A 26,886-nucleotide genomic window follows, 5' to 3' on the forward strand; every position below is an offset into this window, starting at 1 on the left:
CAAGATTGCGCTCGGCGCTAGCGTGTGTGCATGGGGAACGCCGGGTTGAGGGTCGCGCCCGGTGGTGTGCCGGGTGACGTTCCGACGGCGGAGGAGCGTGTCGGTCAGTCGGCAATGAGACTCGTATCGGTGCGGGTGGTGCTCCTCGTCGCACTGCTGCTGGCCGCGGTGCCGGCAGCCACCCAGGCTTACGACGAGCCGCTGCACCAGTTGCGTGCGGACCTGGAAACGGGACGGGTCACCTCGATGGAGATCGAGCGACCCGAGCCGGGGATGGGTGCTGAAGGGCAGTTCGCCGTGCGTTGGGACGCGGGTCTTTTCGACTCCATCACACGGTACGAGTACTCCTCCGAACGTGACATCGACGAGGGCGCCGAGCTCGTCGCTCAGGCTCGGGCCGCCGGGGTGGATGTCGCACTCGTTGATCTGGACAACGACGTCGTCGCGATCGACGGACTCTTCGCCCGGCAACTGGCCCCGGTCGTCCTGCTGGGGTGGATCGGTGCCCTGGTATTCCTCGCCAAGGGACCGCAGCCCTGGTTCGCCACGAAATGGGCATGGTTCTGGTTGACTGCGGCGATTCCGGCGCTGTGGTTGGTCTTTCTGCTCGCGGAGCCGCGCCCATTGTGGCTGAGCGCCCGCCTGGCCCGGGCCGGGCGGGAGCCGGTGCAGCTGCTCCAGCAGCGAGACGCGCGGCTCACCGGCGGATGGGCCTTCCTCATCGGCTGTGTCGCGTCCTCGATCCTGGCGTGGTCGGGGCTGCCGATGCTGTCCGGCTGGTAATCGTTCGGTCCCTGACCGACATACCTTCCACGCGACTAGGGCGTGTTGAACAAGTGGATTCGGCTAGGTGCGTCTTGAACGGTGACGCAGTAGGAGATCTCCGACGACGTGTGGGCTGTGATGGAGCCGTTGATGCCGACGGTATCGGACCGGTCGTGGTGGTGCTCCGGCATGCGGCCAGCTCCACCGAGGCGCCGGTGAAGATCTTCACTCTCGGAACCCCGGCGGATGTCGCCGGGGTGTGGGTGGCGGGCGAGCAACTGGACGCGTGGACGCTCGGGCAGTGGATACCCCCGCCTGAAGGTGGAGCGGTTCGCCGCCCACAGCCGGTCCACCCACGGATCCAGTGCTACTGCCACGTCTGCCGGTTGAAAGCGCACCGCCACTGTCCGACGGACACCCGCACCCTCGGACGGGTGTCCACGATCAGCCGCTGCAGACGGCGTCCTCAGGAGCGACCGTCACATCGACGTGACCACCACCCGGGCTGAAGGCGATGCAACGGGTCTCCTCGGCGGCGCCGTCCGGACTGGTAGCGCGGTACTGCAGCAGTTGACGATCGGACCGCTTCAGGTCGAACGGGCCGGAGTACACCTCCCAGTCGCTCTCGTCGCCGAACCGGTACTCGATGTGACCGATACCGGCTCCAGCATCCTCGGCAGTCAGCGTGACCGTGACCCGATTGCCACCCGTGTAACTGGCCGTCGTGGTCGGCTCCTCGACGACTGTCACTACCCGCGATCCGATCGCTTGGTTGCCATTGGTGTCTTCGACGACATAGGTGAGTGCGTACACGCCAGGAGAGGTGGTGTCGACACCGCCGATGACTTCGATGCGGTCACTCACATCACCGTCGGTGCTGTCCACGGCGCTGACGCCCTCGAGCACATCGAACGCCGTGCCCACGGTGACAGTCGTAGCCTCCGGGATCGTCAACACCGGCGGCTGGGTGTCCGTGCCGGCGGGCGTCGCCACGAAGGTGCCGCCGAACTGGCTGATCACGCCCGTGGGTTCGGCCGCCTCCCTGCTCACCGCGATCCAGGCATATCGCTGCCCTTCCGTCAGACCGCTCCACGTCACGGTCGCCGGGAAGCCGGACGCCACCGTCTGCGTACCGATGACGTTCTCGGTCGGCGCGGCCACCGCAAGACCGTCCGTGGCGAACGACGTCTGGCGGGTGGTCAAGTTGACCGGCACGGTGAGGTTGTCCTCGGCGCCGTTGTAACGGTCGATGGGCTCCGGTGTCGTCTTGGGCGAGCTGCCGTGATCGTATTCGGTGGCTCCGAAGTCATCGAGGAACGGTGAGTAGGTGTCGACCGACATCGTGTTCTCCTCGGTGTCGAACTGCAGCATGCGCAGGAAGCTTGCGCCGAGGGCGAGCTTGTCTGTCGCGAGGTGATCCCACAAGCCGTCGCCGTCGACGTCGATCTTTCCCGCGTCAGCTCCGGTTCCGACGATGCACTGCGTCGCGGGGTCGAGCCCGGCTGCGGCGCAGCGCTCGGGTGTGAACACGCGCTCTGCCGGAACCAGGTACCCCTGGTAATCGGCGAGCATCTGTACCACGCGGGTGGTCCCGTCAGAACTACGGACCGTCTCGACGTTCGTGCCCACGCCGTGGAAGTGACCGCCGAGCACCAGGAAGACGTTCTCGTTGTTCCTGATCACCTGGTCGTACAGTCTGCCTCCGTCGGCGCCCCGCGCTGCGTTCCGTCCGTCAGGCTGGCTCGAGGCGCCGAGGTAGCCGTGAGTGGTAAGGATTCCGTTGCGGTCACTGAACCGTTCGAAAACAGAATCGGCCCAATCGACTTCCTCGTCCGTCGCGCCGTAGGACAGGCCGACTGCGACGAAGTCGAGGCCACCGGCAGAGAAGAGTACGTAGCTGTTCGAACTGTCCTCGCCGCGGGCGGTCACTTCACCGGTATCGGGATCGGTGACCTCGTCGATGGCGTGGTATGAGGCGTCCTCCGGCCACAGTGTCTCCGCTTGCTCGTAGTAGGCCGATGCCGGGAAGAACTGGGCGAATGGAGACAGGGGACCGTTGTGGTTGCCGTTGTGGTTGTCGTGGTTCCCTGCCACGGTCTGGTTCGGAATGCCGGTGCTCCATAGCGACTCGTGGACCTCGCGTGCGATCTCGTATTCGCTCCGCACCTGTTCCTGGATGCCCGGGACCTCGCCGTCTGCGGTGGTGTAGTCATAGACGGACGACCCGTCCATCGGGTCCTCGGCCTCCGGATCGAACTGCAGGTCGTTGATCGACACTTCGCTGTTGATGACGTCTCCGGTGTTGGCCACGTAGCTGATGCTGCGTTCCTCCTGGTTCGCCGCGATCCACTCGTTCTGGGCCAGGAGGGCCTCGCGGAAGACCGCGGATTCCTCCGGGGTGTTTGTAGCGCCGTCGATGTGCTGCCAGGGCAGGCTGCTCGGCCAGCCGTGGTCGCTGCCGGAGGCGACCTCGGTCGTGTACTGCTGGTCGGTGTAGTGCACGAAGGAGAAGTCGTAGTCCTCCGGGTCCTCGAACCTGTCCCTCGCTTCTGGCAAGCCCGCGGAGGCGTCCCGCGGTGACAGGTTGTCGAGGAACGGATCCTCTGCGGTGACCAGCACGTGCGCCACGGGGCGCTCAGCATTGCTGGTGTCGATCATGCGTGGCTGTAGCTCTCCCTGCAGGTGCGTGTCATCATCAGCCACGCCCGATGCCACATCGATCATGTCCCACTGCTCGCTGTTGACGTCCCAGGTCCACAGCCGCGCCATGCGGGCCGGGTCCACCTGGCCGTTCCACAGCAACTGCTGACCACGCTCGCTGCTGGGCAGCTCGACGTCGTAGCGCTGGAACGGGTAACCGCTGCCGGTGGCGGGCGTCTCGACGACTTCGCCGTCATCGGGCGTCAGCGAGCCGGTGATCTCGGTGAGATCGTCGATGTCGCTGGTGAAGTCGAGTCCCAGATGCTCCGGCGAGTCGCCGACAGTTCCCTGCACGCCGCCGGACGCTTCGGTGATCTCGGCCTCCTGGAAGGTGGTCGTGACCTGCTCGCTTGAGCCGGTCGCGATCGCCGAGAGGGTCACGGCACCGCTGCCCTGACCGGTGTCAGTGCCCCCACCGGCCGGGATGTTCGGCGAAGTGAACGGGATCGTCCAGTCCAGCGGGCGTCCGAACACATCAACAGTGGTGATGGCGATCTCGTGGTCGCCGGCGGCCATGCCTGCACCGATGACGTCACCGAGCTCGATCGGCTCACCGTCGAGCAGGTACTGCCATCCCGTCGCAAGCGTTCGATCGCTGACCCGGACGTCGAATTCCTCGGGTGTGGTCAGGTGCGACCCAGCAGCCGGGTTGGAGGCGATGAGCTCAGGAGAGCCGATCCGATCGCCGAACGAATCCCGGTCCAGCTGTGCGGCTTGGTCAGCGCTGAGCGCCGAGCTCCAGATTCGAGCGTGACCGACCGTGACCGCCGCCGGGCTCTCGATGTCGCCACGGCCCTTCACGTCGGATCCGATGGCGAAGTAGCGCACGTAGGGCTCGATGCTCGAGCCGGCTGTCGGCGCTTTGACGTTTCCGACCGTGTTCGAGGAGTTGACGGCCTGGAGCGTGCCATCGACATAGAGCGCGACTTGGGTGCCGTCGAACGTTGCAACGACGCTGTGCCAGACTCCGCTATCGATCGGTGCCGAGGTCACGCTCCGGTAGCCGCCGTTGATGTGGAACGAGGCCACGATCGACGAATCGCTCAGGTGCAGTCCGAAGCCGCCCGCACTCTTGCCGGCACAGAAGTGCGCGGCGCTGTCCATAGGGAGATCCTCGTGCACCATCACGTCGCACTGCAGGGTGATGCCCTCGCCCGCCCAGGTGTCATCCGACCAGGTCGAGATGTCATCAGTGCGCGGCATGCCGGTGTCAGCCCACGCACTCTGGAGAGGGTAGAAGGCATGGTCGTTCGCGCCGTCTGTGGTGTATGCGTAACTGGGCTGGCTCGCGAACGCGGTGCTGCGTGCGATGTCTGCCGAGCCCGTCACCTGCGGTTCGCGAGCAGCGGGCGAGTGGTCGTGGAACGGGGCATCCGGGTCGGAGAAGTCGACGTCAAGGACGTCGGCGTGCGGCAGGTCGACGTCAGGGATCGCCGGTCGCTCAGCCCGCCACAGATCCAGTACCTGCTCTTCGGTGAGCACGCTGCTCCATGCGCGTGAAGCCGCGATGTCGACGTTCCCGGGAGTTGAGAAACCGTCGGCGGTCGGCTGCCCTCCGATACCCCACTTCGGGACCGAATCGACTCGCAGTTGCGTGTACGGGCCGAGATGATTACGACCGGTTCCGGAACCATTGCCGGGTTCGACCGGAAGCTCCCAGGCGGGCTGACCGTCGAGGTAGAGCTTGATCTCACCGTCGCCCACGGTCGCTACCGCGTGCACCCATTCGCCGGGCTGCACCGGGATCGGTGCAGTTGCCGTGTTCCGGTGGGCCGACGTCGATGTGGCCTGGAACCGGAGGAACTCACCCGTTGCCGGCAGGTAGAACCCGTAGCCCTCCGGGCCGCCCGAGCAGATCCGGTTGGTCTGACCCGAGGGAACCGGGATGTCGCCGTCATAGCGGAAGAAGCACTCGAAGGTGCCGCCGTCGAGCACGTCTGCTCCGTCGACGTGTCCTGGGTCGCTGGTCGACCAGGCGTCGGGAATGTCGACGACGAGGGCACCCGTGCCAGTGCTGGTCCTGTCGTCGTCGGGCGCGAAGTCCGCGACATGACGCTGCACGGACTCGTCGTACTCGATCGACGGCGCGACGCCCTGAGTGGTCACGGTGCGGTCCCGCGTGTGCTCGACCGGGCCCTCGGAGGTGAAGTCGATGCTGAAGATGTCGGGCTCAGGCACTGTGGCGCTCGCGGTCTCAGCGACCGTCGGCTGTGTATCCGGGCTCGCAAGAGCCGGAGTGCTCACCCCCCGATCGCAAGGACCGTGAACGCAGTCACCCCCGCGACCACCTTTCGACGGCTGGCTCTGCTCACTTTCCACGTCGTCATTGGCGTGCTCCTATTAAGTGTCTGCATATCGACATTTGTATCGCACTTGTCAAGAGGAAACGGATCTATCGGCTCGTGTTCATGGCGCGTTAACACAGATTTAATTGTCGGCACCACGATTTACTGGGAAGTGGCCAACACGTGATGTCAGGTTTCGTTGAATCTCTGGAGGTGCAATTGGCTTTGTCGGTCCCGTGCGTGGCGCTTTGGATCTCCTTCTCCGTGCGGTGGCCGAGCCGGGCCAGGCAGGACCGCAGGCCGGCGTCTGGGCAGGTAACAGTGCCCTCGCTGGCAGTCTGAAGGTAGGCGGTGATGTCAGCGAGTGATCGAGCAGGCGTTCTATCACTGGGTGGTGCGTGCAGATGATGGGCCGCCGCTGTCTGCCTTTGAATATGATGAGTTCTGCCGGTTGATATAAGAGGGCAGGGAGTAGCGACAGGAGCACCATTCTGGCGAATGGTCGCAACCTGAAGATGGTCGGCGATGGTGTCTACATTTCAACCTCGCAGGGTGGCTGTACCCGGCTACCGCTGGCCGGGGTTCTATCGGAAATGGCGGGCAGTGGCGTACGGTCAGGTCGACATGCGATCGAGCGCGGCCATCGCGTCAGGAACCCAACCGGCGTCCCACCGGTGCTCGTGCTTGGAGTCGTTGGCGTAGACGTGCGGAATATCGAGGTCGTCCATGAGGTCATGGGCTGCGGTCAGGTGGTCGTACGTCCACGCGGGCGCGTTCTTGCCGAAGTTGGCGTACCCGTACAGGCCGATCCGCGGGGCGGGCCCGAGGCTCTGGCCTCGAGTCCGGAGCAGGTGCGGGATCGCGAAGTCCTGGAAGTGCTCCGCGTTCGGCCAGAAGTAGGGCATCTCCCACTGGTCGGGCTGTTCCTTCATGATCGGCGCGTCGTGGGCGGCAGCAGCGGTGAACAGGTCCGGGTACCGGAGCAGCAGTTGTAGCGCAGCCGAGCCTGCCTTGCTGTGGCCGATCAGGAGCCTGGTGGCACCTGGGTACAACCCGTTGATGAACGGCACCACGTCCTCGATGAAGTACAGAACCTGCTGGAACATCTGCTGGTCCGGTAGGTCCGTCATCCACGGCCAGTCCGAGTAGCTCGGGGCCACGGCCACCATGCCGTACCTGTTGTGCAGATCGTTCCTGAGAATCTCATCGAGGCCGTCACCCGAGCGGTGGCTGAGTTCCGGGCTGGACGGCAGCACGAACGTGACACGGCGCGGCGCCGCGGCGTCCGCCGCGTCGGGTTCGAGTACCCTGATGATCGTCTCGAACATCTGCCGATCCGACTTGACGGTGTACTGCAGGTAGTTCAGCCGCAGGGGGCCGGAGTAGTTCGCAGGCACTGGCTTCCTCTCAAGGTCTCGAACTTCGCTAGGACTTGAGGCCACCGGCGGTGAGCCCGGAGACGACGTGCCGTTGGGCGATCAGAAACAGGATCAGGACCGGCAGCACCGACAGTGTCGTGGCCGCCATCTGCACGTTCCAGCGCGGCCCTGCCAGCGGATCCTCGAAGAGCGTGAGTGCGACCGGCACGGTCAGGTTCGTCTGCGAACGCAGGTAGACCAGCGGCTCGAGGAACTGGTTCCAGCTGAACCACGCGGTGAAGACCACGGCTGAGGCGATCGCGGGCCGCACGAGCGGGAGGAAGATCTGTACCATCGTGCGTCCTCGGCTTGCGCCGTCAAGGGTCGCTGCTTCCTCGAACTCAGCCGGGAGCGTCACGAAGGCTTGACGCAGGATGAACATCGCGACCGGCGCAGTAGACAGCAGCGATGTGAACAGCACCAGCGGGAGGTAGGTGTCGATCCACCCGAGCTGTGCCGCCTGTTCGAAGAGCGGCACAATGACCGCCTCCGGAGGAATGAAGATGCCACTCAGCAGCACGACGAAGATGATCGCCGCACCCGCAGGACGTACCCGTCCGAGGGCGTAGCCGGCAGGGATCGCGACCACAAGCGTCAGCGTGCACACCAGAACCATCACGACGACCGAGTTGAGGAGCTGTCGGCCGAAGGGTTGCAGCGTGAAGACCTCGACGTAGTTGCTCCACTGGAAGAATTCAGGCAGGATCGTCGGCGGATAGCGCAAGATTTCGCTGATCGACTTCAACGACCCGCTGAGCATCCACAGGATGGGGCCGATGAACAGGAACGAAATCACGCTGAGCAGCAGGTAGCTCGGCATTCGGCGCAACGCGGCCGAACGGCGTCGATCAGTCTTCTTCATGGAAGACCAGCCTCCTTCGGATCAACCAGACGATTCCGATGAGCACGAGGACGAGCGCGAACAGGAAGACGGCGAGTGCGGCGGCGTATCCGATGTCGTTGAGCCGGAACGCCTGACGGTAGATCTCGAAGGCCAGCACCGAGGTCTGCACGCCCGGTCCGCCGTTGGTGAGCAGCAGGACAAGTTCGAACACCTTGAAAGAGCCGCTGATCATCAGCATGAACACCATCAAGACTGCTGCCGAGATCTGCGGCAGAACCACGTGGCGGAACCGCGCCCAGCGGCCCGTGCCGTCGACGCGCGCCGCGTCAATCAGGTCCTGCGGCACCCCTTGCAGAGCCCCCAGGAAGATCATCACGTTGATGCCGACGTTCTTCGTGACCTGGATGACGGCGAAGACCGCCAACGTAAGCCAACCGCCGCGCAGCCACGGTATCGGCCCGAGGCCGAATACCCCCACGATCCCGTCGAAGATTCCCTGCGGCTGCAGGATGAATCGCCAGACAAGAGTCCAGGCCACCGTGGTGATCAGGGCCGGGATGAAGATCGCCGAGCGGAAGATGTTGATACCCGGGAGCGGTTGGTTGAGCAGCATCGCCAGGGCCAACGCCAGGACGGTCCCGACGACGCTGAGCACAATGACCAAGAAGAAGGTATTCGAGAGGATGATCGACATCTCTGGATCGCTCACGATCCGGAGATAGTTCTCCCACCCGATGAACTCTCGCGTCCCGGCGAGAACGTTGACTCGGGTTGCGCTGAGCTGGATGACGCCGCCCACGGCAACGAGTCCGATGATGAGCAGGCCCAGCGTCTGCGGTGCGAGCAGTAGGTACCCGAAGGTGTTCCGCCCGGCGTCGCGACTGCTGCGACGACGCCGGGCGGAACCCTGCTGGAGCGATAAGGCCACGTTCTGATCCCCTGCCTGTCAGCCCAGGAGCGGGTCGATGTCTCCACAGACACTGGTCAGCGCTTCCTGCACGTCTGCCCCCGGCTGGTAGAGGTTGAGGTCCAACGACGAGTTCAGTGCGTCGGCGACCGCTGAGTTGTCCTCGGCAACCGGGAACACCTGACCGTTGGTCGTGATGCCGTCGATGATCGGCTGCACCAATTCGGCGGTGAGCACGTCCGAGTTCTCGACGAAGGTCCCCGGCACCAACAGACTTTCTCGGATCGGCGGAAAGGCACCGGAGTACTCTGCCATCGCGTCCTTGGTCGCAAGGAAGGTAACGAACTCGGCGGACTCCGCGGTGTGGTTCCCAGCAGCGAGCGCGACGATCGCCGCCTGTCCGGTGGCCACCACGTCGCCGGCAGGGCCGGCAGGGGTCGGGGCGATGCCCCACTCGAAATCCACCTCGCTGAGGTTCCCACTCGAGCCGAGGAACGCCGAGGTTGCCCCGACCTGACCGCCCCAGAAGTCGACCTGCCTGCCGGGGACGGGCATCGAGCCATCCTCGAACGTCATGCCGTGGAACATCGACATCGCTTCCACCATCTCCGGCGAATCCATAGTGCAAGTGGTCGCATCCTCGTTCCAGGGGGAGGCGCCATAGGCCTCCATGTACGGCAGCAGTCGTGTCCAGTTCTGGAAGTCAAAGTCGTTGAGCGCGTAGCCGGGCACCTCGAGCGCATCTCTCAGCTGCTGGGACGTTTCTCGAAACGCCTCCCAGGTCCAATTGCCTTCGGCGATGAGTTCCTCCGGATCCTTCACGCCGGCCTCGGCGTAGAGGTCCTTGTTGAAGTACATGATCAGTGGACCGGTGGAGAACGGGACCCCGTAGACCGCCTCGCCGTCCACCCAGTTCTCCAGCAGAGACGGGACGAGGTCGGGAAAGTCGAAGTCGGGTGTGGCGTCGATCGCCTCGCTGAGGTCGACGAGTGCACCCGCGCTGACATACTCGCGGCTGCTCTCGACCGGAAGCCAGCTCACGTCCGGCGGGTCACCTGCTGCGATCTGAGTCGTAAACAGCGTGTCGAGGTCCGCGAGGTTGAAGCTTTCGATTGTGACGCTGGAGACTCGAGGGCTGGCCTCGGCGAACTCGTCGCCGAGAGATTGGAACATCCCGACATGGTCGGGACTGGCCGACCAGATGGTCATCCGGAGTTCGACATCATCGCCAGTCGACTCCTCGGTGGTGCCACCGTCCGACGTGCCCGTGCACGCCGCTACCAGGCTCATGGTCGCGAGCGACGCGGCCATGAGCAGTGCGCGGGAGTGCTTACGCATGGTGATCCTCCTTGATTGGGTAGCTGGGTGCAGCGTTGCCGAGAGCTGGTGAAACGTGCGGGCCGAGTCAGCGGCGTGCATCAGTGCGAGACGAGTATAACGCTGAACCAGAATCGGAAGTCAACCCCTCGAGTCCGTTCGCCTGCTCCGAGTCTGACTTGTTGACATAGCAGTCAGTGGAGGCATAATCTCCCCTAGAACTACCCGAGGTGTGGCGCCAGTATCGCCCGTAGCGCGTCACTTTAGCGATTTACCAGAAGGGATTCTGATGAGGCGAGTCGTCGCCTATGGCCATGAGCTCGAGCGCTTCGACCCGTTGGCACGGGTCGTGACGCTCGACGACTTCGACACCGGCTTCAACGGATGGATGGATCTGACTCCGAACTTCGTGAACGCCGACTACGAGTCGTTCGACAGTGCGGTCGACCTGACCAGTTGGGCGCCGGCCATGCTCAGCTCGGCGCCGATGCGCTTCGCCGCCTCGAACGGTTCGATGGACGGCACCTACTCTCTGAAGCTGACGACGGCGCCAGCGGCTGCCCCGCACACCGAACCGCCGGCCGACGGCAGCATGGGGGTCGTTGTCAAACGGCTGTCCCGGTACGGCGATCCGAGTCAGATCCAGATCGAGGCGTGGTACTCCTACACCCCGGCACAGGATCGGGTCGGGATCGGTGAAGACGACATCCGGGCATTCGGCTTCTACTTCGACGTTCAGGACCCGCAGCACCGCTACATGCCAGGGGTGCGCTACGTCAATTCGCTCGGCGGCAAACTTGTCAAGCGCTGGCAGTACTGGAAGGCAACCGACGGCGTCACGCATGAGAGCTGGAACTACGGAGTCTCCCGCGGGTGGTGCAAGCCGGGTATCGACAATCTCTGGTACGGCCAGCGCTACGAGGACGGCTCGTCCGACGGCTACCAATGGGTGCCCGACGGCGAGCAGGACCTGCTGTACAACGAGAGCCCGGACAAGCTGAACTGGCTCTACTTCCGGCTCACAGTCGACGTGCGCAAACGCGAGTACATCGAGCTGCAGAGCATGGACCGGGTCTTCGACCTGCGGGGGATCGCTCCGACTCTGTCCGCCCCGTACCGGGCGATCGACAATCTCATCAACCCGATTTTCTACGTCGAGGCGGACACGAACCGCTCCGTGCACCTGTTTCTCGACTCCGTCCTGTACTCGACCCAGTGACACCGGTCCCAAATCGAAGGCGCGACATCGTGCAGACGACACACACATCCGTCCTGGCCCGCCGAGTGTGGATCCGCGGCCCCCATGCCACGCTGCCGTACGAGGCGGGCTGGGCAACCGAGGCGCTGTTCTTCACCCAGGTTGAGGGCGACCACCCTGAGCTCACCATCAGTACCGAGATCTCGCCGGACGGGATCACCTGGGTGCCCTGGGGCGAGCCGGTCACGTTAGCGGAGCCGGACGCGATCGCCGCCACCGCACTGACCCGCTTCGGAAGTTGGGTACGGCTCGTGCTCACCGGTGCGAGCGAGAGCAGACCGGCACGGGTGCTCGTCCACATCTCCCTCAAGGGGTAAGGCATGCCTCCCAACCGCGGTCCGGAGTTCGGAAGATCTTCTCTCGTTTCGAACGTGCCGCACCATCGGTCGATACTGTCAAGAACGCGGCGTTCAGCATCATCGACCGATGTGGCCGATGGCTAGAAGCGAGAGAGGGAGACCTAATGGGTAGCACTGCGAGGCGGGCGCCTCGGCTCGCGGAGGTCGCGAAGCTCGCCCAGGTCTCCACCGGCCTCGTGTCGCGCGTCGTCAACGACGACCCGACCCTCCGGGTGCGCGCAGAGACCCGTCAGCGGGTCCTCGACGCGGTCAAGATGCTGAACTACACGCCGGACATGTCGGCGAGAGCGTTGCGCAACGCCCACACCGGGATGCTGGGCTTCGCGCTCCACCACGCGAACGACCCGATCTACATGCAACTCGTGGACGAGGCCCAGACGCGGGCGTCGGAACGGAACTATTCGTTGTTCCTCCTCAACACCGCTGAACTAGCAGACCGGGGGGATGCCTTCCGGGCAATAGTGCTCGGCCGACGCGTGGACGGGCTCCTGATCCAGCTCGGTGTCGATGCTGACGAGAGTCCGTTGCGAGAGGTCGCGCGTGCCGTGCCCTCTATCGTGTTCGGTGCGGACAGGGCCGATGATCTCCGCACGATTCGCCTCGATGATGTGGCTGCAGCACGGATGGCGACCCAGCACCTGATCGACGCCGGTCACACGGCCATTGCCTACCTCGGTGGCGGGGGGTCATCGTCGCGCCGCCGGTATGACGGCTACTGTGCGGCGCTTGCCGATGCCGGCCTGCCGGCGCAGGCCCCGACCGAGGCTGGCTGGATGCCGGACACCGCACACGATGCGACAGTGAGGCTGTTGCGCGCCCAGCACGGCATCACGGGGATCGTGGCGGTCACCACCACCACGGCGCTCGGTGTGCACTCCGGCATCGTCGCCGCCGGGTACACGATCCCCGATGACATCTCGTTGGTCTCCGTGCACGACACCTGGTTCGCAGGGCACTTGAACCCGCCACTGACAGCGGTGGCGTTGCCACTGCCCGACGTCGGCCGGCTGGCCGTGGATCTGTTGATCAAACAGATCGACGCCCCGAGCCCGGGCGAGGTCGTGGTCGACGTCCCAGCGCCCCGGCTGATCGTCCGCGGATCGACCGGTGCACCTCGGGCAGCCCGGTAGTCCTCGCGCTGGGCGCGCCCCGCTGCCCGACCATCTGCAGTGCTCCTCCATGTCTGAAGGTCCCAGGAGGGCATTCAGGTACCGATCTGCACGTCAGACACGGTTGTCTGCACGCGTGGCGGCGCAGGGCCAGGGACTCCTGGCATAGAGTCCCAGCCTGAGTGCTGATTCCTTTGTGTTGATCAACACGCCCTAGCGCCGCGGAGCGTGCGGCACCCGGGTCGAGGCCGGCAGGGCGCCCCAGCGGGCCGTCGGCCCATCCATCGACCGGAGTGCGTCCGCACGCTCAGAAGAGACCACCGGGAGGCGTCGGAGCCATCCGTCCAGCTCACGGGCGAGCTGCTCCGGCCCTACGCGGGGGATCGCGTACTTGTGCGGCCCGCCGGGTTCGGGGTGGAAGTGGTTCGTGCCGTCGTCGTCCAGGGTGAGCCGGCCGGGCTCGCTCCATTCGACCAGCTCGCACTCACCGAAGGCAGCCAGGTACACCGTCAGCGGATCCCAGCTCGGGCGCCCCGTGCGCCCGGCGAACTCCTCGAACAGCCGGAACGCGAGCGCCACCGGGCTCTCCTGGCCGAGATCGTCGGCGAGGTCGCGCCCGATCACCACCTGATCGGCCGCCTCGAAACCCACGAGCTCGATCGGGCCCGGCCACCGCTCCAGCACGCTGCGCGTCAGGGCCGGCCGCCAGGCCAGGTTGTGCTCGCGCCCGCTGGGGAACACGCCGCCCATCATCACCGTGCGACCGACGGAGCGGCGGATCAGATCGACCCCGGCCAGGTCGCTGTGCTCGTCCGGTCCGGAGTCGAGCAGACCCACCAGGTTGTCCATGAACCCCACCGACGCGACCGTCACGCTCCCGGGCGCGGCCGCTGCCAGCGCACGCCGTAGTGCCGCGGTGCCGTCCGACGGGTGCCGTCGGGGCACCTCGGAATAACTCTCGCACAGGGTGCGCGAGTGGTCGTAGGGGCGCCGGTCCGGCTCCTCCATGATCCCGCCACGCACCCCCACGGGCAGGTCGACGTCATACGGGTAGGTGACCACCTCGGCACATCGCGCCCCCCACTCGTTGTCCGCGTTCACGCCGAAGCCGATCAGGTCGATCTTTCCGGCCGTGTGCAGGGTGAGCGCGATGGCCAGGGCGGCGACGTCGTCGACGTCCATGTAGAAGTCGCTCTCCAGATAGAGCGACGGCGCGTCATCTCGGTGTGGGGCCTCGCCCTCGCGAACATCGACAGCGAGATCCATCGCTCCTCCTAGGAATCGTTCCGGCCGGCCGTGCCCCGGATTCTGCCAGCCCACCCGTCCCGCCGCGCCGCCGCGCGCGGTGCGCAGCCGGACCTGTCCGGTACCGGCCACGCGATGCGTGGATACCTGACCGGTTCCGGACAGATCACCTCCGACCGCTGGCTGAGACCACGACCCACCTGGCAGCGTCGAAACGATTCGTGGTGGCGGGAGAGCACGGGTCGATGACGACACCACCGTCGGCACCGGACACGACGTCCGTGCCGTACGTGTTCCGCACCGCACCGCGACCGACCCCCAGTGAATGGAGAGACAGATGGTCCCCGGAACCGATCACCAGGTCCTCGACGCCACGATGAGACGACGGTCCTTCCTCACTCTGGCGGGTGCGTCCGCCGTCGCAGTGGCAGGCAGCGGCTACGTGCAGACGCTGCCGGCGGCCGCCGACACTCACGACGGCGCCCTGGGCAGCTGGACCTCGGAACGCATCATCACCAGTGGTACCGCTCGTTCCTGGACCTTCGACGACGATGCCGGCGGTTGGCTGGTCGAGAACGGGTTCGCACCGGTGCAGACTGGCGACGGTGTGCTGCGCACCACGGTGACCGGCAGCGATCCGACCCTCGCGCTCGACGAGATCGAGCTGCACGGACCGCACGCGAGGTACATCCGGGTGCGGATGCGTGTGCGCCCCGAGGATGCCGAGGTCTCCGACCCCAAGCTCGTGGTGGTCTTCGCCACCCGCGAGTCGGAGGGTCTGGACGAGCTGAAGACCGTGGCATTGCCCGTGACGGCGGACGGTGAGCTGCACGAGTACCAGAGCGACCTCACCCTCAACCCGCTGTGGCGCGCCGGCAACGTGAACCAGCTGCGCCTGCGGCTGGATGGGGTGGGCGAAGGCGCCCAGGTCGAGATCGAGGAGCTGCGGTTCGAGCTGCAGATCTATTCCGACGCGCACTGGTTCGTCGAGCCACTGACCGAGGGCGAGACCGCGCTGGAGTGGCGCGCCGGGCCACCGGTGCGGACCGAGCTGGACGGGATGCACGATCGGATCCTGCGGGTGCGGGTACGCCTCACCCAACCCGCACCCCCGGCCGAACCATGGCCGGACCCCCGGCTCGGGCTGGCCTTCGAGACCGCGGAGTCCCCCGGGTTCAACGGATCGAAGATCATCTGGCTGCACGTCCCGCCCTTCGACGGCGAGTACCACGACATCGTCGTCGACCTCGGTGCCGAGCACGGGCTGTGGCGCAACGGCACCGTCACCCGCGTGCAGCTGCGGGCCACCACGCCACCGGTAGGAAGCAGTGCCTGGGACTTCGAGACGGTCCGGATCGAACGGATGGGCAGCCGCCTCGCTGTCCGAGCGCTCACCCTGGACGCCGGCGCCCTGCACCAGGGCGACACCTTGACGCTCAATTCCGCCGTGGTCAACGTGGGTGCGCAGGCCTCCACCGAGCTCGGTGCGAACCTGACCCTCCCGGCGGATGTGACGCCGTCGGGGGAGACCACCCGCACCGTGCCGCCCCTGCAGCCGTTCGCCGAGGCGCACCCGCTCACCTGGGAGGCCGAGGCCGGCGGCGAGACCCCTGACGTGGCCACGCTCGACGTGCCCGACATCGGCTTCCGGAGCGGTGCAGTGGTGCCGATGGCGGCCCTACCGGACTCCGCCGCGATCGATGCCTGGCGAGGGAGCCGGGTGTTCGCCCACGAGGACGGGAACGTCGTGGTGCTCAGCAACGCCGCCGTTCAGGCGATCTTCGTGCGGTCAGCGCGCGGATTCACCCAGTTGCTGTTCCGGGCACGCGTCGGGGACACCTGGCAGCAGGTGGCGACGTCCCAGCCGCTCTCCACACTGGTGGTCGCCGGTCCCGGCGGTGCCGAAGTCCTTCCGGTGGTTCCCGACTCGGTGCAGTTCGACGTCGGAAGTGAACGGGTGGCGAGCTTCACCGGATCGGTCACCGACTCCGGTGGAACCACCTGGGACGTGAACCTGGCGTTCTCGCTGCGGGTCGGCCGGGCCACCGATGCTCTCGAGGTGACCTATCAGGTGACCCCGGACTCCGACGCCGAGCTGGTCTCCTTCCAGGGCCCGTCGCTGACGGCCGGGGAGGGGTCCTTCGGCGGGTCGAAGTCGGCCGCTCTCGTTCCTGGTGTGGAGTGGCTCATCGACGACGAGCACTCCTCGAACACGCTGGACATCTTCCCCCGGCCGCCCATCGGGTGGGGGAGCGACCTACGAGTCGTGCCGCATCCGCTGAACGTGACCATCCCGCTGATGGCCGTGGCCGCCGACGGTGTGGTGGTGGGCGTGCAGTGGGACACCACCCAGGAGTGGGACGGGGAGCACCGCTATCCGAGCGCCATGTTCGCCTCCCCGAACTGGGTGGCAGGGCAAGACAACCACGTCATGGCCCTGTCCCTGCCGACCAACGACGACCTGCCGCCACTGGCGGCACACCCGGGCGCACCGTATGCGGCCACGGCAGGACGCACGCTCACGGCGACCGCCCACTACACCGCCACGGTCTCCGACGACGTGCTCTCCGCCGTCGACACCTGGCACCGCCTGTACGGGGTTCCTGAGCCGGCGGAGAAGCCGTTCTCGTTCACCGACGAGCTGGCCCTGATCCGTGACTCCTACCTCACCTCCTACTGGGTGGAGGCGTCCGAGGACTTCCACGGTGTGCACGGGCGAGGCACGAACTACAACGTGCTGCCGGCGATCGCGCTGCTCGTGGCCAGCCACCTCTCCGACGATGAGGAGGCGCGTGCCCTCGCCCTGGAGTGCCTCGACCGCTACCGGCGCCGGGTCGTGGCCGAGAAAGGGCCGCAGGGTCTGTCCAATGCCGACAACGTCAACGTGGCGGGGTGGATGCACACCGGAGCGTTCTATTTCGGCCACCTCGAGGAGGCGCTGCCCGAGTGGGCTCAGCTCGCTGCCAACCTCATCGACACCCAGCAGGACGGTGGCAGCTGGGGCTTCACCCAGCGCAACTGGCACGATCCGATGCTCGGCCCGCTCGACTCGCCCATCCTGGGGCGGTCGGCGCGCAATGCCGCGCACCTGCTGCGCTACGCCCGGCTCGTCGGTGATGCTGAGGCCGAGGACGCCGGTCTGCGTGGTGTGGAGTTCGTGAACCGCGCGCAGGTGCCGCGCGCGGCGCAAGGGTGGGAGGTTCCGCTGCACGCCCCTGACGTGCTTGCCGCGGCCTACGGAGTGCTCGCCTGCAGCGAGGCATACCGGCTCACCGGCGACGAGGCGTACGCCGATCGAGGGCGCCACTGGGTGCGGGCGGCGCTGCCGTTCCTGTACCACTGGCAGCACCCGGACCTGCCGCTGCTCACGTACGCCTCCCAGGCGGTGATGGGAGGGAGCCGGTACCGGAACTCGTGGTTCATGCGCCCGGTGCAGTGGAACGGCCTGATCCACGCCCACCACCTGGCCGAGTTCGCCGACGCGCTCACCGACCCGCGCGGGGTGGAGCCGTTCCGGCTCGACTGGGACCTGGTGGGGGAGGGTGCCGGCCGCGTGGCCGAGGGACTCGTGGTCAGTGCGATGCACCAGCAGCACCTCGAGGGTGCGGCTCGAGGTGGCTACCCGGACAACTGGTACCTGATCGGGAACAAGCCCTCACGCAACCTGAACCTGGGGTCGGTGCGGATCGCCAACCCGCTGTTCATGGTCGGCGCCACCGGGGGAGGCGGGCGTCCGATCGACGCCCAGACCGCACTGCTCGATGACGGCGTCCGCGTCAGTACCGCAGCGGACGTCCGGTCCGCCACGCTCACCGAGCAGAGCCTGACGGCGGAGCTCGGCTTCTTCGCCGGCCTCACCTCGCAGCTGTTGGTCACCGGGCTCGATGCTGCCAGCGGGGTCAGTGTGGACGGGACCGCACTCGCCGAGGTGGCGTCCCTGGACGAGGTGGATGAGGGCTGGAAGCAGCTCGCGGACGGCACGGTCCTGGTGGCGTTGCGTCACCAGGAGGTCTCCACCGTGGTGGTGCAGCGGTAGGCCGTGGATGACCGCATGTGGCCACTGTGGCCGCATGCGGTCATCTCCGCGCCGGGGTGTCGTCGTCGCGGCCCGGCTGTGGCAGCCTCGAGCGTGGGTGGCGTGGGCCGCTGGGACGGGAGATGAACGGGCAGATGAAGCACCGGCCGAACGTGGTGGTCGTCCTCGTGGACGACCAAGGATACGGAGACCTGAGCTGTCACGGCCATCCGGTGCTGCGCACCCCAGAGCTGGACAGGTTGCACGGCGACAGCGTCTGCCTGACCGACTTCCATGTCTCCCCGATGTGCACGCCGACCCGGGGCAGTCTGCTCACCGGACTGGACGCGCTGCGCCACGGCGCCGTCAACGTCTCCTCCGGCCGGGCGATGCTGCGCACCGACCTGCCGCTGCTGCCCGAGGTGCTCACCGAGTCCGGCTACCGCACCGCCCTGTTCGGCAAGTGGCACCTCGGGGACACTTACCCCTACCGGCCGCAGGACCGCGGTTTCGAACATGTCGAGTGGTTCCCGTCCTCGCACATCGGCTCGGCGCCGGACCACTGGGAGGCCGACTACTTCGACCCGTGGCTGAAGACCACCGACGGGGAGATCCGCACCCGTGGCTACTGCACCGACGTCTTCACGGACCGGGCGATCGACTGGATGGGCGAGCGGGTCGAGGAGGGGGAGAGCTTCTTCGCCTACCTCGCCCTGAACGCGCCGCACATTCCCCGGCTGGTCCCGGACTCCTACCGCGAGCCCTATCGGCAGCACGGCAGCCCCGAGCAGGTCTCGCACTTCGCGATGGTCGCGAGCATCGATGAGAACATCGGCAAGCTTCGCGCGGCGCTCACCGACTGGGGCATCGCCGAGGACACGATCGTCATCTTCGCTTCCGACAACGGCGGTGCCGCGGAGACGGTCCGCGCCTACGACGCGGGGATGCGGGGCACCAAGACACAGCTGTGGGAGGGAGGCCACCGGGTCCCGTTCCTGATCCAGTGGACCGGTGGCGGTATCGGTGGCCCCGGCCAGGGCCGGGAGGTGGGCACGCTGAGCGTCGCCACCGACGTTCTGCCCACTCTGCTGAACCTCTGCGACCTGCCCGTCGATGCGATCGAGGGCGACGGCACTGACATCTCGCCGCTGCTGCGCAACCCGTCCGAGGGCGATGCCACGAGGCTCATCGCGGAGCTGGACGAACGGGTCTCGGTGATCCAGTACAGCCGGATGAACACCGAGCGTCCCGAGTACGGTGACGCCGCCGTGCTCCAGGGTCCGTGGCGCCTCCTCGACGATCGAGAGCTGTACCACGTCGGCCGCGATCCCGGGCAGACCGAGGACGTGGCCAGCGCCCACCCTGAGGTGGTCACCAGGCTGCGGCAGCACTACCGGCAGTGGTGGGACGGCCTCGGGGAGGATGCCCTGGACTTCCTCGACGTCGTCGTCGGTACCGACCACGAACCCCACCTGCTCCTCTCACCCGCGGAATGGCGCGGTGTGGCCCTGGACCGGCAGCTGCACATCCGCGCCGGCGTGCGCCGTAACGGCGTCTGGGGTGTGCACGTGGCCACGCCAGGGCGGTACCGGTTCACCCTGCGCCGCTGGCCGGCCGAGTCCGGTCTGCCCATGCGTGCGGCTGCCCCCGAGGTGATCGGCGGCGACTGCGTGTTCGAGGCGGGGGTGGCGCTCCCGATCGCCGAGACCACGATCCGCATCGGTGACCACACACAGACCCACGCCGTGGGGGACCAGGACCAGGCGAGCGTCGTCGAGGTCGACCTCCCGGCCGGGTCCACCACGATGCAGACCTGGCTGAAGGACAGTGCCGGGAACGAGCTCAGCGGCGCCTACTACGCCTACGTGCAGCGGGTCTGACCCTGCCGGGTGAGGGCCGCCGTCGGGAATCAGTTCCCGGGGAGCGACAGCCCCCGGGTCCACCACGACTGCGGTGAGCGCACGTGCTCGGGCAGGTGCTGGACCATGACGCACCAGCTGCCGATCCCCGGGGCGGCGAGCGGCTCACCGGTCTCGGAGTGGTAGTTCTCGTGGAAGCATCCGTCCCGGCGTACCCCTGCCGCGTGCAGGCGCACGCTGGTGCGGGCGAGCTGGGCCGCTTCGTCGCGGTAGCCGTACCGGGCGAGCGCACCGGCCACCAGATAGTTCGCCACCGACCACACCGGGCCCTGCCAGTTCGAGGAGATCGCCGAGCCGAGCGCCGGTCCGCGCAGGTTCGCCGCGTTCATCGGCTGGGTGATGCTGCGGCGGGCGTTGTTGAAGTGATCCTCGGCCGCGGAGAGGGACCGGATGCCCCACGGGCCCCAGTAGTGCTCCGGCGCCAGCACATAGCGATCGATCACCCGCCGGGCACGTTCGGGCGCGGCCAGTCCGTAGAACAGCGGCCACAGGTTCACATACTGCTGGCAGCGGATTGGCCTGGAGCGTTCGTGGCGCGCAGGCGGGACGTACCGGCTGTAGTAGCAACCGTCGGTCTCGTCCCACAGGAACTGCTCGATGCGTTCGGCCAGGGTGCGGGCATAGTCGGCGTGCCGAGCGCTCATCTCGGCATCGCCCAGGCGGTCAGCGAGCCAGCTCGTCGCAGCGTGCTCGAGGACCAGCTGAGCGTTCAGGTCGGCCGCTTGGACGGCGTGCTCCTCCCAGGCCCAGTTCGCCAGGCCATTGTCCGCAAAGCCTTCGTCCACGTGCCGCCAGGTGAGCAGCCCTTGAGCACCCGTGCCTCGTTCGTGCCGGTAGCGCAGGTAGGCGTCCAGGCGGGCGAGGCCGCGGGTGCCCAACCAGGTGACGTCGTCGGTCTCCCGGGCGAGCACGAAGCAGCCGGCCGCGAGGAAGGGCCGGAGCTGGAACGCGGGTGCGTTGTACCCCTCGGCGCCGATCCGGCGCTGACCTTTCCCGTCCGGGCCGATGTGGTCCAGCAGGTTCAGCAGACTGGAGCGCAGCGGTTCGGCGTCACCGTCGATCAAGTAGGCCGCCCCGGCCCAGACGGCGTCCCAGTCCGTCAGGTCTGGATAGGTCGCCCCGGCCCCGGCGGAGAGATAGGGCAGGCGCAGCATTCCTGCGGCAGGGCGGAGCAGGTCCTTGCGCAACGACGCTGTGTACGTGCGCAGCGTGGACACGTCCTCGGCCAACGACGGCGGCCGGTCGCCCTCGGTCGGTCCCTCACCCATGCACGGGCTCCTTCGTCTCGGGGGCTCGCAGTGTGTCATCCGGCACGGACAGGGGCGGGAATCCCTCGACCCCACGGGAGCGGTCGAACTGGTAGATCCGCTCCCGGGGCCAGATGGCATAGGGGAAGGTCAGCAGGGACCCGTCGCTGAGCGCGGCGGTGACGCCCTCGTCGATCAGCTCCTGGGTGAGGGCCTGCTCGAGCCGGTCGCACACCTCGGGGTGCTCGTCCTGGATCGGATGCTGCTCGTGCGGGTCCGTGACAACGTCGAAGAGTAGCCGCCGGCCACCGTTCGCCATCCAGATGAGCTTGTGCCGGCCCTCGCGGACCATCGCTTTGAAGCGGACGGTGCCGGGGCGCCCGTGGTAGCCGAACAGGCGCTCCCTCGGAGCCTTGGACCCGGCCAGCAGGCCGAGCACGTCGGAACCCTGGCGCAGGTCCTGACCACCTGCCGCGGTGGTGGCGATGCCGAACAGATCGGTGAGCGCAACCAGCGCGTCGCTGCGTTCGCCCGCCGGGATCCGATCCGGCCAGCTCACCAGGAACGGCACCCGGGTGGAGGCCTCGAAGAAGCTCTCCTTCTGCCAGCCCTGGTGGTCTCCGAGGAGCTCGCCGTGATCGGAGTAGAAGCAGATGATCGTGTTGCCTGAGTCGGCACGCGCGTCCACGGCGTCGAGCAGGCGCCCGATGCAGCCGTCGATGTAGGTGATCTCGGCGTAGTAGCGCGCTTTCAGGGTGCGGGCACGGACGTCGTCCACCTCGTCGGCGAACACCGCGTAGTTCATCCAGGGGATGTGCTGGTCGAGGTGGTCCACCTCCTCCTTGCCCGTCACGGGTGAGGGCATCCGGTCGGGGTCGTACTGGCGATTGAACGGCAGCGGGGGAGCGAATGGCGGGTGCGGGCCGATATAGGAGACGAGGCCGAACCAGGGGCGGTCGTCGTCGGCGTCGATGAGCTCGATCGCGCGGTCGGTGGCCCACGACTCCACCGTGAGCTCGGGTGGCAACGGGCTCATCTGTGGCATGTAGTACATCTCGGTGCGCTCACCCATCAGCGCCTCGATCCAGTCGAACTGGGGGTGCTCGCGGGCGATCCAGGATGCGTAGGCGTCTCCGGTCCGCTGCGCCGCCGAGTCGTAGAGCTCCTCGCTGTACAGGACGGTCTCGTAGCCCAGCTCCCCGTTCCAGGGAATCGTGTGGAACTTACCGACCCCGAACGTGCGGTACCCGCGTTGGGTCATCGCCGCACCCAGGTACGGACCGCACCGGGCCTCGACCGCCTCGTGCCCGCCTGGGGGGACGGCGTTGTCGTAGATGTCGGTCCGGGTGGGTTCGGAGCCGGACTGGAACGTGTAGCGCGCCGGTACGCAGACCGGGCAGGTGGAGTAGGCATTGGTGAACGTGACACCGCGCTCGACGAGGCGATCCAGGTTCGGGGTGTCGATCAGGTCGTTGCCGAGTGAGCGGATCGTGTCGAAGCGCTGCTGATCGGTCATCACGAACAGGATGTTCGGTCGCTCGTTCGTCAGTGGTGGGGAGGTCACGTGCCTTGTCCTTTCGGCTGGCGGCGGCGGTCGAGGTGCCGGTGGGTGCTCTGCCGGCACCTCGACCGTCGCCGTGGCGCTGGTCGTGCGATGCAGCGGGGTCAGCCCTGGGCCCAGTCCTCGTCCCAGCCGCCTTGCTCGGCCTGCTCGAGTGCCCAGGCGTCCCAGTCGGCGTCGAGGTCAGCCAGGTGCTCCTCAAGGGTGGATGACTCGAGGAGGTAGCCGTCGAACGGGGGCTGACCACGCTGATCGCTCGGCACGTAGTTCGTCCTGTTGATGACCGGGGTCTCCGCCCACGAGCCGCTCATCAATGACTCCAGGCCCGGAGCGGGCTCGGCATCGTTCGTGGCGGGCAGCCCGCCTGAGGCATCCAGCCACGGCTGGCCGCCCTCAGGGCTGGTGACGAACTGCAGGAACTTGATGGCGGCCTCGAGCTGGGCGCCTTCAGTCGTCGACGGGATCATGTAGTTCGTCCCACCGATGCCGGCGCCGAACTGGGCCGGCCGACCGGTGGAGTATTCGCTGTCCTCTTCGGAGATGGTCGGGAACGGCATCGTGGACCACTCCCAGTCGACGTCGTCCAGGTTGGTGGTGGCGAAGTTCGTCCCGAGGGTCATGGCAGCGCGCCCGCCGACGAAGTCGTCGTGGCCGATGAAGGCGGCTCCACCGGAGATTCCGGACCAGTTGGGGGTGGCGCACTCGTCGTAGATGCGCTTCATCATCTGCAGCGATTCCGCGATCTCTGGCGTGTCAATCGGGTCGAGCTCGCCCGTGAGAATGGCCTGTGCGAGGCTCTTCGGGGTGAGCTGGCGCGCCGTCCCCGGCTCGTTGTCCGGGGTGTAGCGGTTCCACTCCTCGGTGTACTTGTCCAGCAGCTGCGGGCTGATCATGCGGTACAGCCAGTTCTGGGCCAGTCCGCTCTGGTCCATGGCCAACGGGATGTAGCCGGCGTCGCTGATGTCCGCGCACGCCTGGAGGAAGTCGCCGTAGGACTCGATGGGAGCCTCCACGCCGGCCTCGGCGAGGATGTCGGCGTTGAAGTAGATTCCCACGATCACCAGGTTGAACGGGACGAACTCGTAGTTGCCCTCGGCGTTGATGGCACGTGCGGACTCCGGGCCGAAGTAGTCGTCGTCGAACAGGTCGAGCCAGCGCTCGTTGCCCTCGGCGTAGGGGTTCGGCTCATCGAGGTACTCATCGAGGGCGACCGCCTGGTCCGGCGTGTGCGGTGTTTGCTCGAAGATGAGCTCCGGGGCGGTCCCTGCGCCCAGCTGCGTCGCCAGGGTCTGCCCGAACTGTGCCACGGGTAGCACCGTGGTCTCTACGTTGATCGACGGTTCCTCGGCCTCGAAGCGTTCCACGAGGTCTTCCCAGGCGGGACCGAAGCTCTGCGGGTCGTTGTTCCACTGGTTCGGGCCGGAGATGGTGATGGTGACCTGGTCGTCACCGTCACCGTCGCCGCCTTCTCCGCCACCGCCGCACGCTGTGGCGAGCAGTGTGGTGGCAGCGACTCCGGCGACGGCAAGGCTGTAGCGCCTGGTGCGGGAGGTCGGATACATCTGTTTCTCCTCTCGGGTCAGCCGTTCGACGTCGAGCGGGCTGACCATGCGGGGTGATGGAAGGGATCGGGATGGGACTCGGGGCCGACGGGTTGTCAGTGCGAACCGGGGAGACCTCCTTGGACGCCGGCGAGGAAGTACTTGGACAAGAAGACGAACAGCAGCAACAACGGCAGGCTGGCCAGCAGGTAGCCGGCGAACATGGGTCCGTACTCGGTGCCTGACTGTCCGTTGAAGAAGAGCAGTCCGACCGACACGGTTCGCAGGTTGTCCTCGGTGATCGTCAGCAACGGCCAGAAGAAGTCGTTCCACACACCGTTGATCGTGATGAGGGAGACCGTCCCGATCACGGGCAGTGACAGCGGCAGCATGATCGAGGCGAACAGGCGGGACGAGCCCGCGCCATCGACCCGCGCCGCGTCGAAGAGCTCCTGCGGGATGCCTTCGATGAAGGTCTTCATCAGGATGGTGCCGATCACCACGCCGTTGGCGATCTGCGGGATGATCAAGACGGCGTAGGTGTTGAGCAGCTCCAGGTCACGCATCATCACGAACAGGGGAATCAAGCTCGTGATGTTCGGCACCATCATCAGGGACGCGATCAGTGCGAAGAAGAAGCGTCGACCGGGGAACGAGTACCGGGCGATGATGAACCCGGCGACCAGGGAGAGCAGGATGATGCCGGCGATCGAGAGGGCAGCCACCACGATCGAGGCGATCATGTAGGGCTGGATCTGTTGCCAGGCCGTCGCGTAGTTCTCGAAGTGGAACGGCAGCGTCGGGACCCAGTAGCTCTCGGAGAACTGCAGGTTGTCCTTGACGGATGTGCCGAGCACGAACAGGAACGGGAACATGCTCACGAAGACGAGCACGCTCAGCGCGGACTTGACGCCCCACTGGCGGTGGGAGCGGTTGCCTCGCATCCGGAGGGGTGCAGGTGCGGTGGGTGCGGTAGTCGTCATGGCAGCGGCCCTCACAGACTCTTGACGTTGGTCGACGAATCGGACCGCTTCACGAAGACCACGACCAGGCTCAGCACGAGAGTGAACAGGAACAACGTGGTGGACAGGGTGGCGGCGTAACCCCAGTCCTGACCCTGGAACGCGACGTTGAGCATCCTCAGTACCGGAACCATGGTGGAGCCGGCAGGTCCGCCGGCGGTGACGATGTAGGCCATGAAGCCGTACTGCAGCGTGTGGATCACCGCCAGGAAGAACAGCAGTTTCACCTGCCGGGCCATCAGGGGCAGATCGATGGCCCAGAACCGGCGGACGCGGCCCACCCCATCGAGAGAGGCCGCCTCGAAGAGCTCGGGAGGAATGTTCTGCAGGGTGGAGTAGAAGATCAGGAACGGCAGTCCGGCGATGAACGGGAAGCCGATGAACAGCAGGGACCAGAGCGCGAAGGTCGGATCGCCGGCCCAGTTCTGCGCCAGGGACTCGAGCCCGACGGCGCTCAGCGCGTTGTTGATGACCCCGTTGTTGGGGTGGTACATGAACGACCACACCAGCGCCGTCACCACGCCGGGGAACGCCATCGGAACGATCAGCAGGGTGCGGAAGATCATCTGGGAGCGCTGGTTGCGCAGGGTGATCAACAGCTCGGCAGCGGTCAACGGGATCACCCAGGCGACCACACCGAAGACGAAGATGAAGCCGAGATTCCGGAAGGACAGCCACCAGACCTCATCGGCCATCATGCGGGTGAAGTTGTCCAGCCCGACGAAGGGGGAGACGCCACCCGGGTTCCAGTCGAAGAACGAGCGGAAGATCCCGCTGGCTGCGGGGTAGTACTGGAACACCAGCAGCACGGCCAGCAGCGGGAAGAGTGCGATGTAGACCAGCCAGGGGATCCGGCGCCTGCGCCTGGTCCTGCCCGTCGGGGCGGACGTGCTGGCTGGGGTGTGATCGGTACGCACCCCGGTCGTGGTCGTCATGGAAGGGTCCTTCTGCTCGGAGGCTGAGTGGCCCGCGGCGCGGGGGTGGGAGGGTGGGGCGGTCATCAGATCAACCCTCGCCGGGCTGCCCACGCGACCACCTGGATGATGCTGCTGGCGTTCAGCCGGTCGCACAGCATCCGGGAGCGGCGTCGGACGGTCCGGTCGGACATGCTGAGCCGGCGCGCGATGGTCGTCACGCACCACCCCTCAGCGAAGAGGCTGAGCATCGCGAGCTCGTCCCGGCTGAACAATGCCGTGGTGATGTCGTGGCTGTGCCGCTGGCCCGGTACGTCCGGGGTCAGTTGCCGGGTCCCTGCCATCGCGGGTCGATGCATGGTCGCCGCCCACACGGTTCTCACCTCGCCTTTCGAAGACCTTGCGCCATTGGTTGGTGGTCGATCGGGGCATCCGCTGCCCACCGTGCGTCGTTGACGGT

General features: G+C 66.6%; 18 protein-coding genes. 6 read left to right on the plus strand and 12 right to left on the minus strand.

The genetic code is table 11. From position 1 onward, the window contains the following. The first annotated feature begins 30 nt into the window (after nucleotides 1-30). Complete coding sequence (locus BLU77_RS19885; protein ID WP_139177864.1) at nucleotides 31-783, plus strand: hypothetical protein; 753 nt, start codon at nucleotides 31-33, stop codon at nucleotides 781-783. A gap of 426 nt (nucleotides 784-1,209) precedes the next feature. On the opposite strand, the gene BLU77_RS19895 is transcribed toward BLU77_RS19885, so the two are convergent. The 5 genes from BLU77_RS19895 to BLU77_RS19915 all read right to left on the minus strand — a co-directional run bounded on the left by BLU77_RS19895 (nucleotide 1,210) and on the right by BLU77_RS19915 (nucleotide 10,257). After that, the gene (locus tag BLU77_RS19895; RefSeq protein ID WP_175477248.1) at nucleotides 1,210-5,709 is read right to left on the minus strand and encodes a LamG-like jellyroll fold domain-containing protein; all 4,500 of its coding nucleotides are present in this window, start codon (nucleotides 5,707-5,709) and stop codon (nucleotides 1,210-1,212) included. Between the two features lie 655 nt (nucleotides 5,710-6,364). Beyond that, a complete protein-coding gene (locus tag BLU77_RS19900) occupies nucleotides 6,365-7,147 on the minus strand; it encodes an alpha/beta hydrolase-fold protein (protein WP_089775028.1) in 783 nt (260 codons plus the stop codon). 28 nt (nucleotides 7,148-7,175) lie between these two features. After that, nucleotides 7,176-8,030 carry a carbohydrate ABC transporter permease gene (locus tag BLU77_RS19905; RefSeq protein WP_089775029.1) on the minus strand — a complete coding sequence of 285 codons (855 nt, stop codon included), beginning with the start codon at nucleotides 8,028-8,030 and terminating at the stop codon, nucleotides 7,176-7,178. Continuing rightward, on the minus strand, nucleotides 8,017-8,940 hold the full coding sequence (locus BLU77_RS19910; protein ID WP_089775031.1) for a carbohydrate ABC transporter permease: 924 nt from the start codon (nucleotides 8,938-8,940) through the stop codon (nucleotides 8,017-8,019). The genes BLU77_RS19905 and BLU77_RS19910 overlap by 14 nt, the downstream gene beginning before the upstream one ends. A gap of 18 nt (nucleotides 8,941-8,958) precedes the next feature. Beyond that, nucleotides 8,959-10,257 (minus strand): ABC transporter substrate-binding protein, encoded by a 1,299-nt coding sequence (locus BLU77_RS19915; RefSeq protein WP_175477249.1) that lies wholly within the window; start codon nucleotides 10,255-10,257, stop codon nucleotides 8,959-8,961. A gap of 268 nt (nucleotides 10,258-10,525) precedes the next feature. Here BLU77_RS19915 and BLU77_RS19920 point away from each other — a divergent pair, with 268 nt between their 5' ends. The 3 genes from BLU77_RS19920 (at nucleotide 10,526) to BLU77_RS19930 (ending at nucleotide 12,983) form a co-directional block, all read left to right on the plus strand. Further along, nucleotides 10,526-11,455 (plus strand): DUF6772 family protein, encoded by a 930-nt coding sequence (locus BLU77_RS19920; RefSeq protein WP_089775036.1) that lies wholly within the window; start codon nucleotides 10,526-10,528, stop codon nucleotides 11,453-11,455. 29 nt (nucleotides 11,456-11,484) lie between these two features. After that, on the plus strand, nucleotides 11,485-11,811 hold the full coding sequence (locus BLU77_RS19925) for a hypothetical protein (RefSeq protein WP_139177865.1): 327 nt from the start codon (nucleotides 11,485-11,487) through the stop codon (nucleotides 11,809-11,811). A gap of 146 nt (nucleotides 11,812-11,957) precedes the next feature. Next, nucleotides 11,958-12,983, plus strand: a complete 1,026-nt coding sequence (locus tag BLU77_RS19930; RefSeq protein WP_089775040.1) for a LacI family DNA-binding transcriptional regulator — start codon at nucleotides 11,958-11,960, stop codon at nucleotides 12,981-12,983. 192 nt (nucleotides 12,984-13,175) lie between these two features. Here the strand turns inward: BLU77_RS19930 and BLU77_RS19935 are convergent, their stop codons facing one another. After that, nucleotides 13,176-14,228 carry a nucleoside hydrolase gene (locus BLU77_RS19935; protein ID WP_089775042.1) on the minus strand — a complete coding sequence of 351 codons (1,053 nt, stop codon included), beginning with the start codon at nucleotides 14,226-14,228 and terminating at the stop codon, nucleotides 13,176-13,178. A gap of 316 nt (nucleotides 14,229-14,544) precedes the next feature. On the opposite strand from BLU77_RS19935, the gene BLU77_RS19940 reads away from it, so the two are divergent. Beyond that, complete coding sequence (locus tag BLU77_RS19940) at nucleotides 14,545-18,243, plus strand: AGE family epimerase/isomerase (protein WP_089775044.1); 3,699 nt, start codon at nucleotides 14,545-14,547, stop codon at nucleotides 18,241-18,243. Between the two features lie 122 nt (nucleotides 18,244-18,365). Then, nucleotides 18,366-20,102, plus strand: a complete 1,737-nt coding sequence (locus tag BLU77_RS19945) for an arylsulfatase (RefSeq protein WP_089775046.1) — start codon at nucleotides 18,366-18,368, stop codon at nucleotides 20,100-20,102. A 29-nt stretch (nucleotides 20,103-20,131) separates the two neighbouring features. Here BLU77_RS19945 and BLU77_RS19950 read toward each other — a convergent pair whose 3' ends face one another. The 6 genes from BLU77_RS19950 to BLU77_RS19975 form a co-directional block, all read right to left on the minus strand. Beyond that, entirely contained in the window at nucleotides 20,132-21,409 is a 1,278-nt protein-coding gene (locus tag BLU77_RS19950; RefSeq protein ID WP_175477250.1) for an MGH1-like glycoside hydrolase domain-containing protein, read from the minus strand. Next, nucleotides 21,402-22,952 carry a sulfatase family protein gene (locus BLU77_RS19955; RefSeq protein ID WP_089775050.1) on the minus strand — a complete coding sequence of 517 codons (1,551 nt, stop codon included), beginning with the start codon at nucleotides 22,950-22,952 and terminating at the stop codon, nucleotides 21,402-21,404. Before BLU77_RS19955 ends, BLU77_RS19950 begins: the two co-directional genes overlap by 8 nt. Before the next feature lie 101 nt (nucleotides 22,953-23,053). Then, nucleotides 23,054-24,511: an ABC transporter substrate-binding protein gene (locus BLU77_RS19960; protein ID WP_175477251.1), complete on the minus strand. Its 1,458-nt coding sequence runs from the start codon at nucleotides 24,509-24,511 to the stop codon at nucleotides 23,054-23,056. Between the two features lie 95 nt (nucleotides 24,512-24,606). Continuing rightward, the gene (locus tag BLU77_RS19965) at nucleotides 24,607-25,473 is read right to left on the minus strand and encodes a carbohydrate ABC transporter permease (RefSeq protein WP_217632518.1); all 867 of its coding nucleotides are present in this window, start codon (nucleotides 25,471-25,473) and stop codon (nucleotides 24,607-24,609) included. A gap of 11 nt (nucleotides 25,474-25,484) precedes the next feature. Beyond that, nucleotides 25,485-26,447, minus strand: a complete 963-nt coding sequence (locus tag BLU77_RS19970; protein WP_089775056.1) for a carbohydrate ABC transporter permease — start codon at nucleotides 26,445-26,447, stop codon at nucleotides 25,485-25,487. Nucleotides 26,448-26,512: 65 nt separating this feature from the next. Continuing rightward, nucleotides 26,513-26,770 (minus strand): LuxR C-terminal-related transcriptional regulator, encoded by a 258-nt coding sequence (locus BLU77_RS19975; RefSeq protein ID WP_089775058.1) that lies wholly within the window; start codon nucleotides 26,768-26,770, stop codon nucleotides 26,513-26,515. Between the last annotated feature and the right edge of the window lie 116 nt (nucleotides 26,771-26,886).

The sequence above is a fragment of the Ruania alba genome, from assembly GCF_900105765.1.
Taxonomy (GTDB): Bacteria; Actinomycetota; Actinomycetes; order Actinomycetales; family Beutenbergiaceae; genus Ruania; species Ruania alba.

What these genes read in the sequence shown, in the direction of transcription:
- BLU77_RS19885 (WP_139177864.1), top strand. Translation starts at nt 31, where the DNA reads ATGGGGAACGCCGGGTTGAGGGTCGCGCCCGGTGGTGTGCCGGGTGAC.
- BLU77_RS19905 (WP_089775029.1), bottom strand. Translation starts at nt 8,030, where the DNA reads ATGAAGAAGACTGATCGACGCCGTTCGGCCGCGTTGCGCCGAATGCCG.
- BLU77_RS19915 (WP_175477249.1), bottom strand. Translation starts at nt 10,257, where the DNA reads ATGCGTAAGCACTCCCGCGCACTGCTCATGGCCGCGTCGCTCGCGACC.
- BLU77_RS19920 (WP_089775036.1), top strand. Translation starts at nt 10,526, where the DNA reads ATGAGGCGAGTCGTCGCCTATGGCCATGAGCTCGAGCGCTTCGACCCG.
- BLU77_RS19930 (WP_089775040.1), top strand. Translation starts at nt 11,958, where the DNA reads ATGGGTAGCACTGCGAGGCGGGCGCCTCGGCTCGCGGAGGTCGCGAAG.
- BLU77_RS19935 (WP_089775042.1), bottom strand. Translation starts at nt 14,228, where the DNA reads ATGGATCTCGCTGTCGATGTTCGCGAGGGCGAGGCCCCACACCGAGAT.
- BLU77_RS19940 (WP_089775044.1), top strand. Translation starts at nt 14,545, where the DNA reads ATGGTCCCCGGAACCGATCACCAGGTCCTCGACGCCACGATGAGACGA.
- BLU77_RS19945 (WP_089775046.1), top strand. Translation starts at nt 18,366, where the DNA reads ATGAACGGGCAGATGAAGCACCGGCCGAACGTGGTGGTCGTCCTCGTG.
- BLU77_RS19950 (WP_175477250.1), bottom strand. Translation starts at nt 21,409, where the DNA reads ATGGGTGAGGGACCGACCGAGGGCGACCGGCCGCCGTCGTTGGCCGAG.
- BLU77_RS19960 (WP_175477251.1), bottom strand. Translation starts at nt 24,511, where the DNA reads ATGTATCCGACCTCCCGCACCAGGCGCTACAGCCTTGCCGTCGCCGGA.
- BLU77_RS19965 (WP_217632518.1), bottom strand. Translation starts at nt 25,473, where the DNA reads ATGACGACTACCGCACCCACCGCACCTGCACCCCTCCGGATGCGAGGC.
- BLU77_RS19970 (WP_089775056.1), bottom strand. Translation starts at nt 26,447, where the DNA reads ATGACGACCACGACCGGGGTGCGTACCGATCACACCCCAGCCAGCACG.
- BLU77_RS19975 (WP_089775058.1), bottom strand. Translation starts at nt 26,770, where the DNA reads ATGGCAGGGACCCGGCAACTGACCCCGGACGTACCGGGCCAGCGGCAC.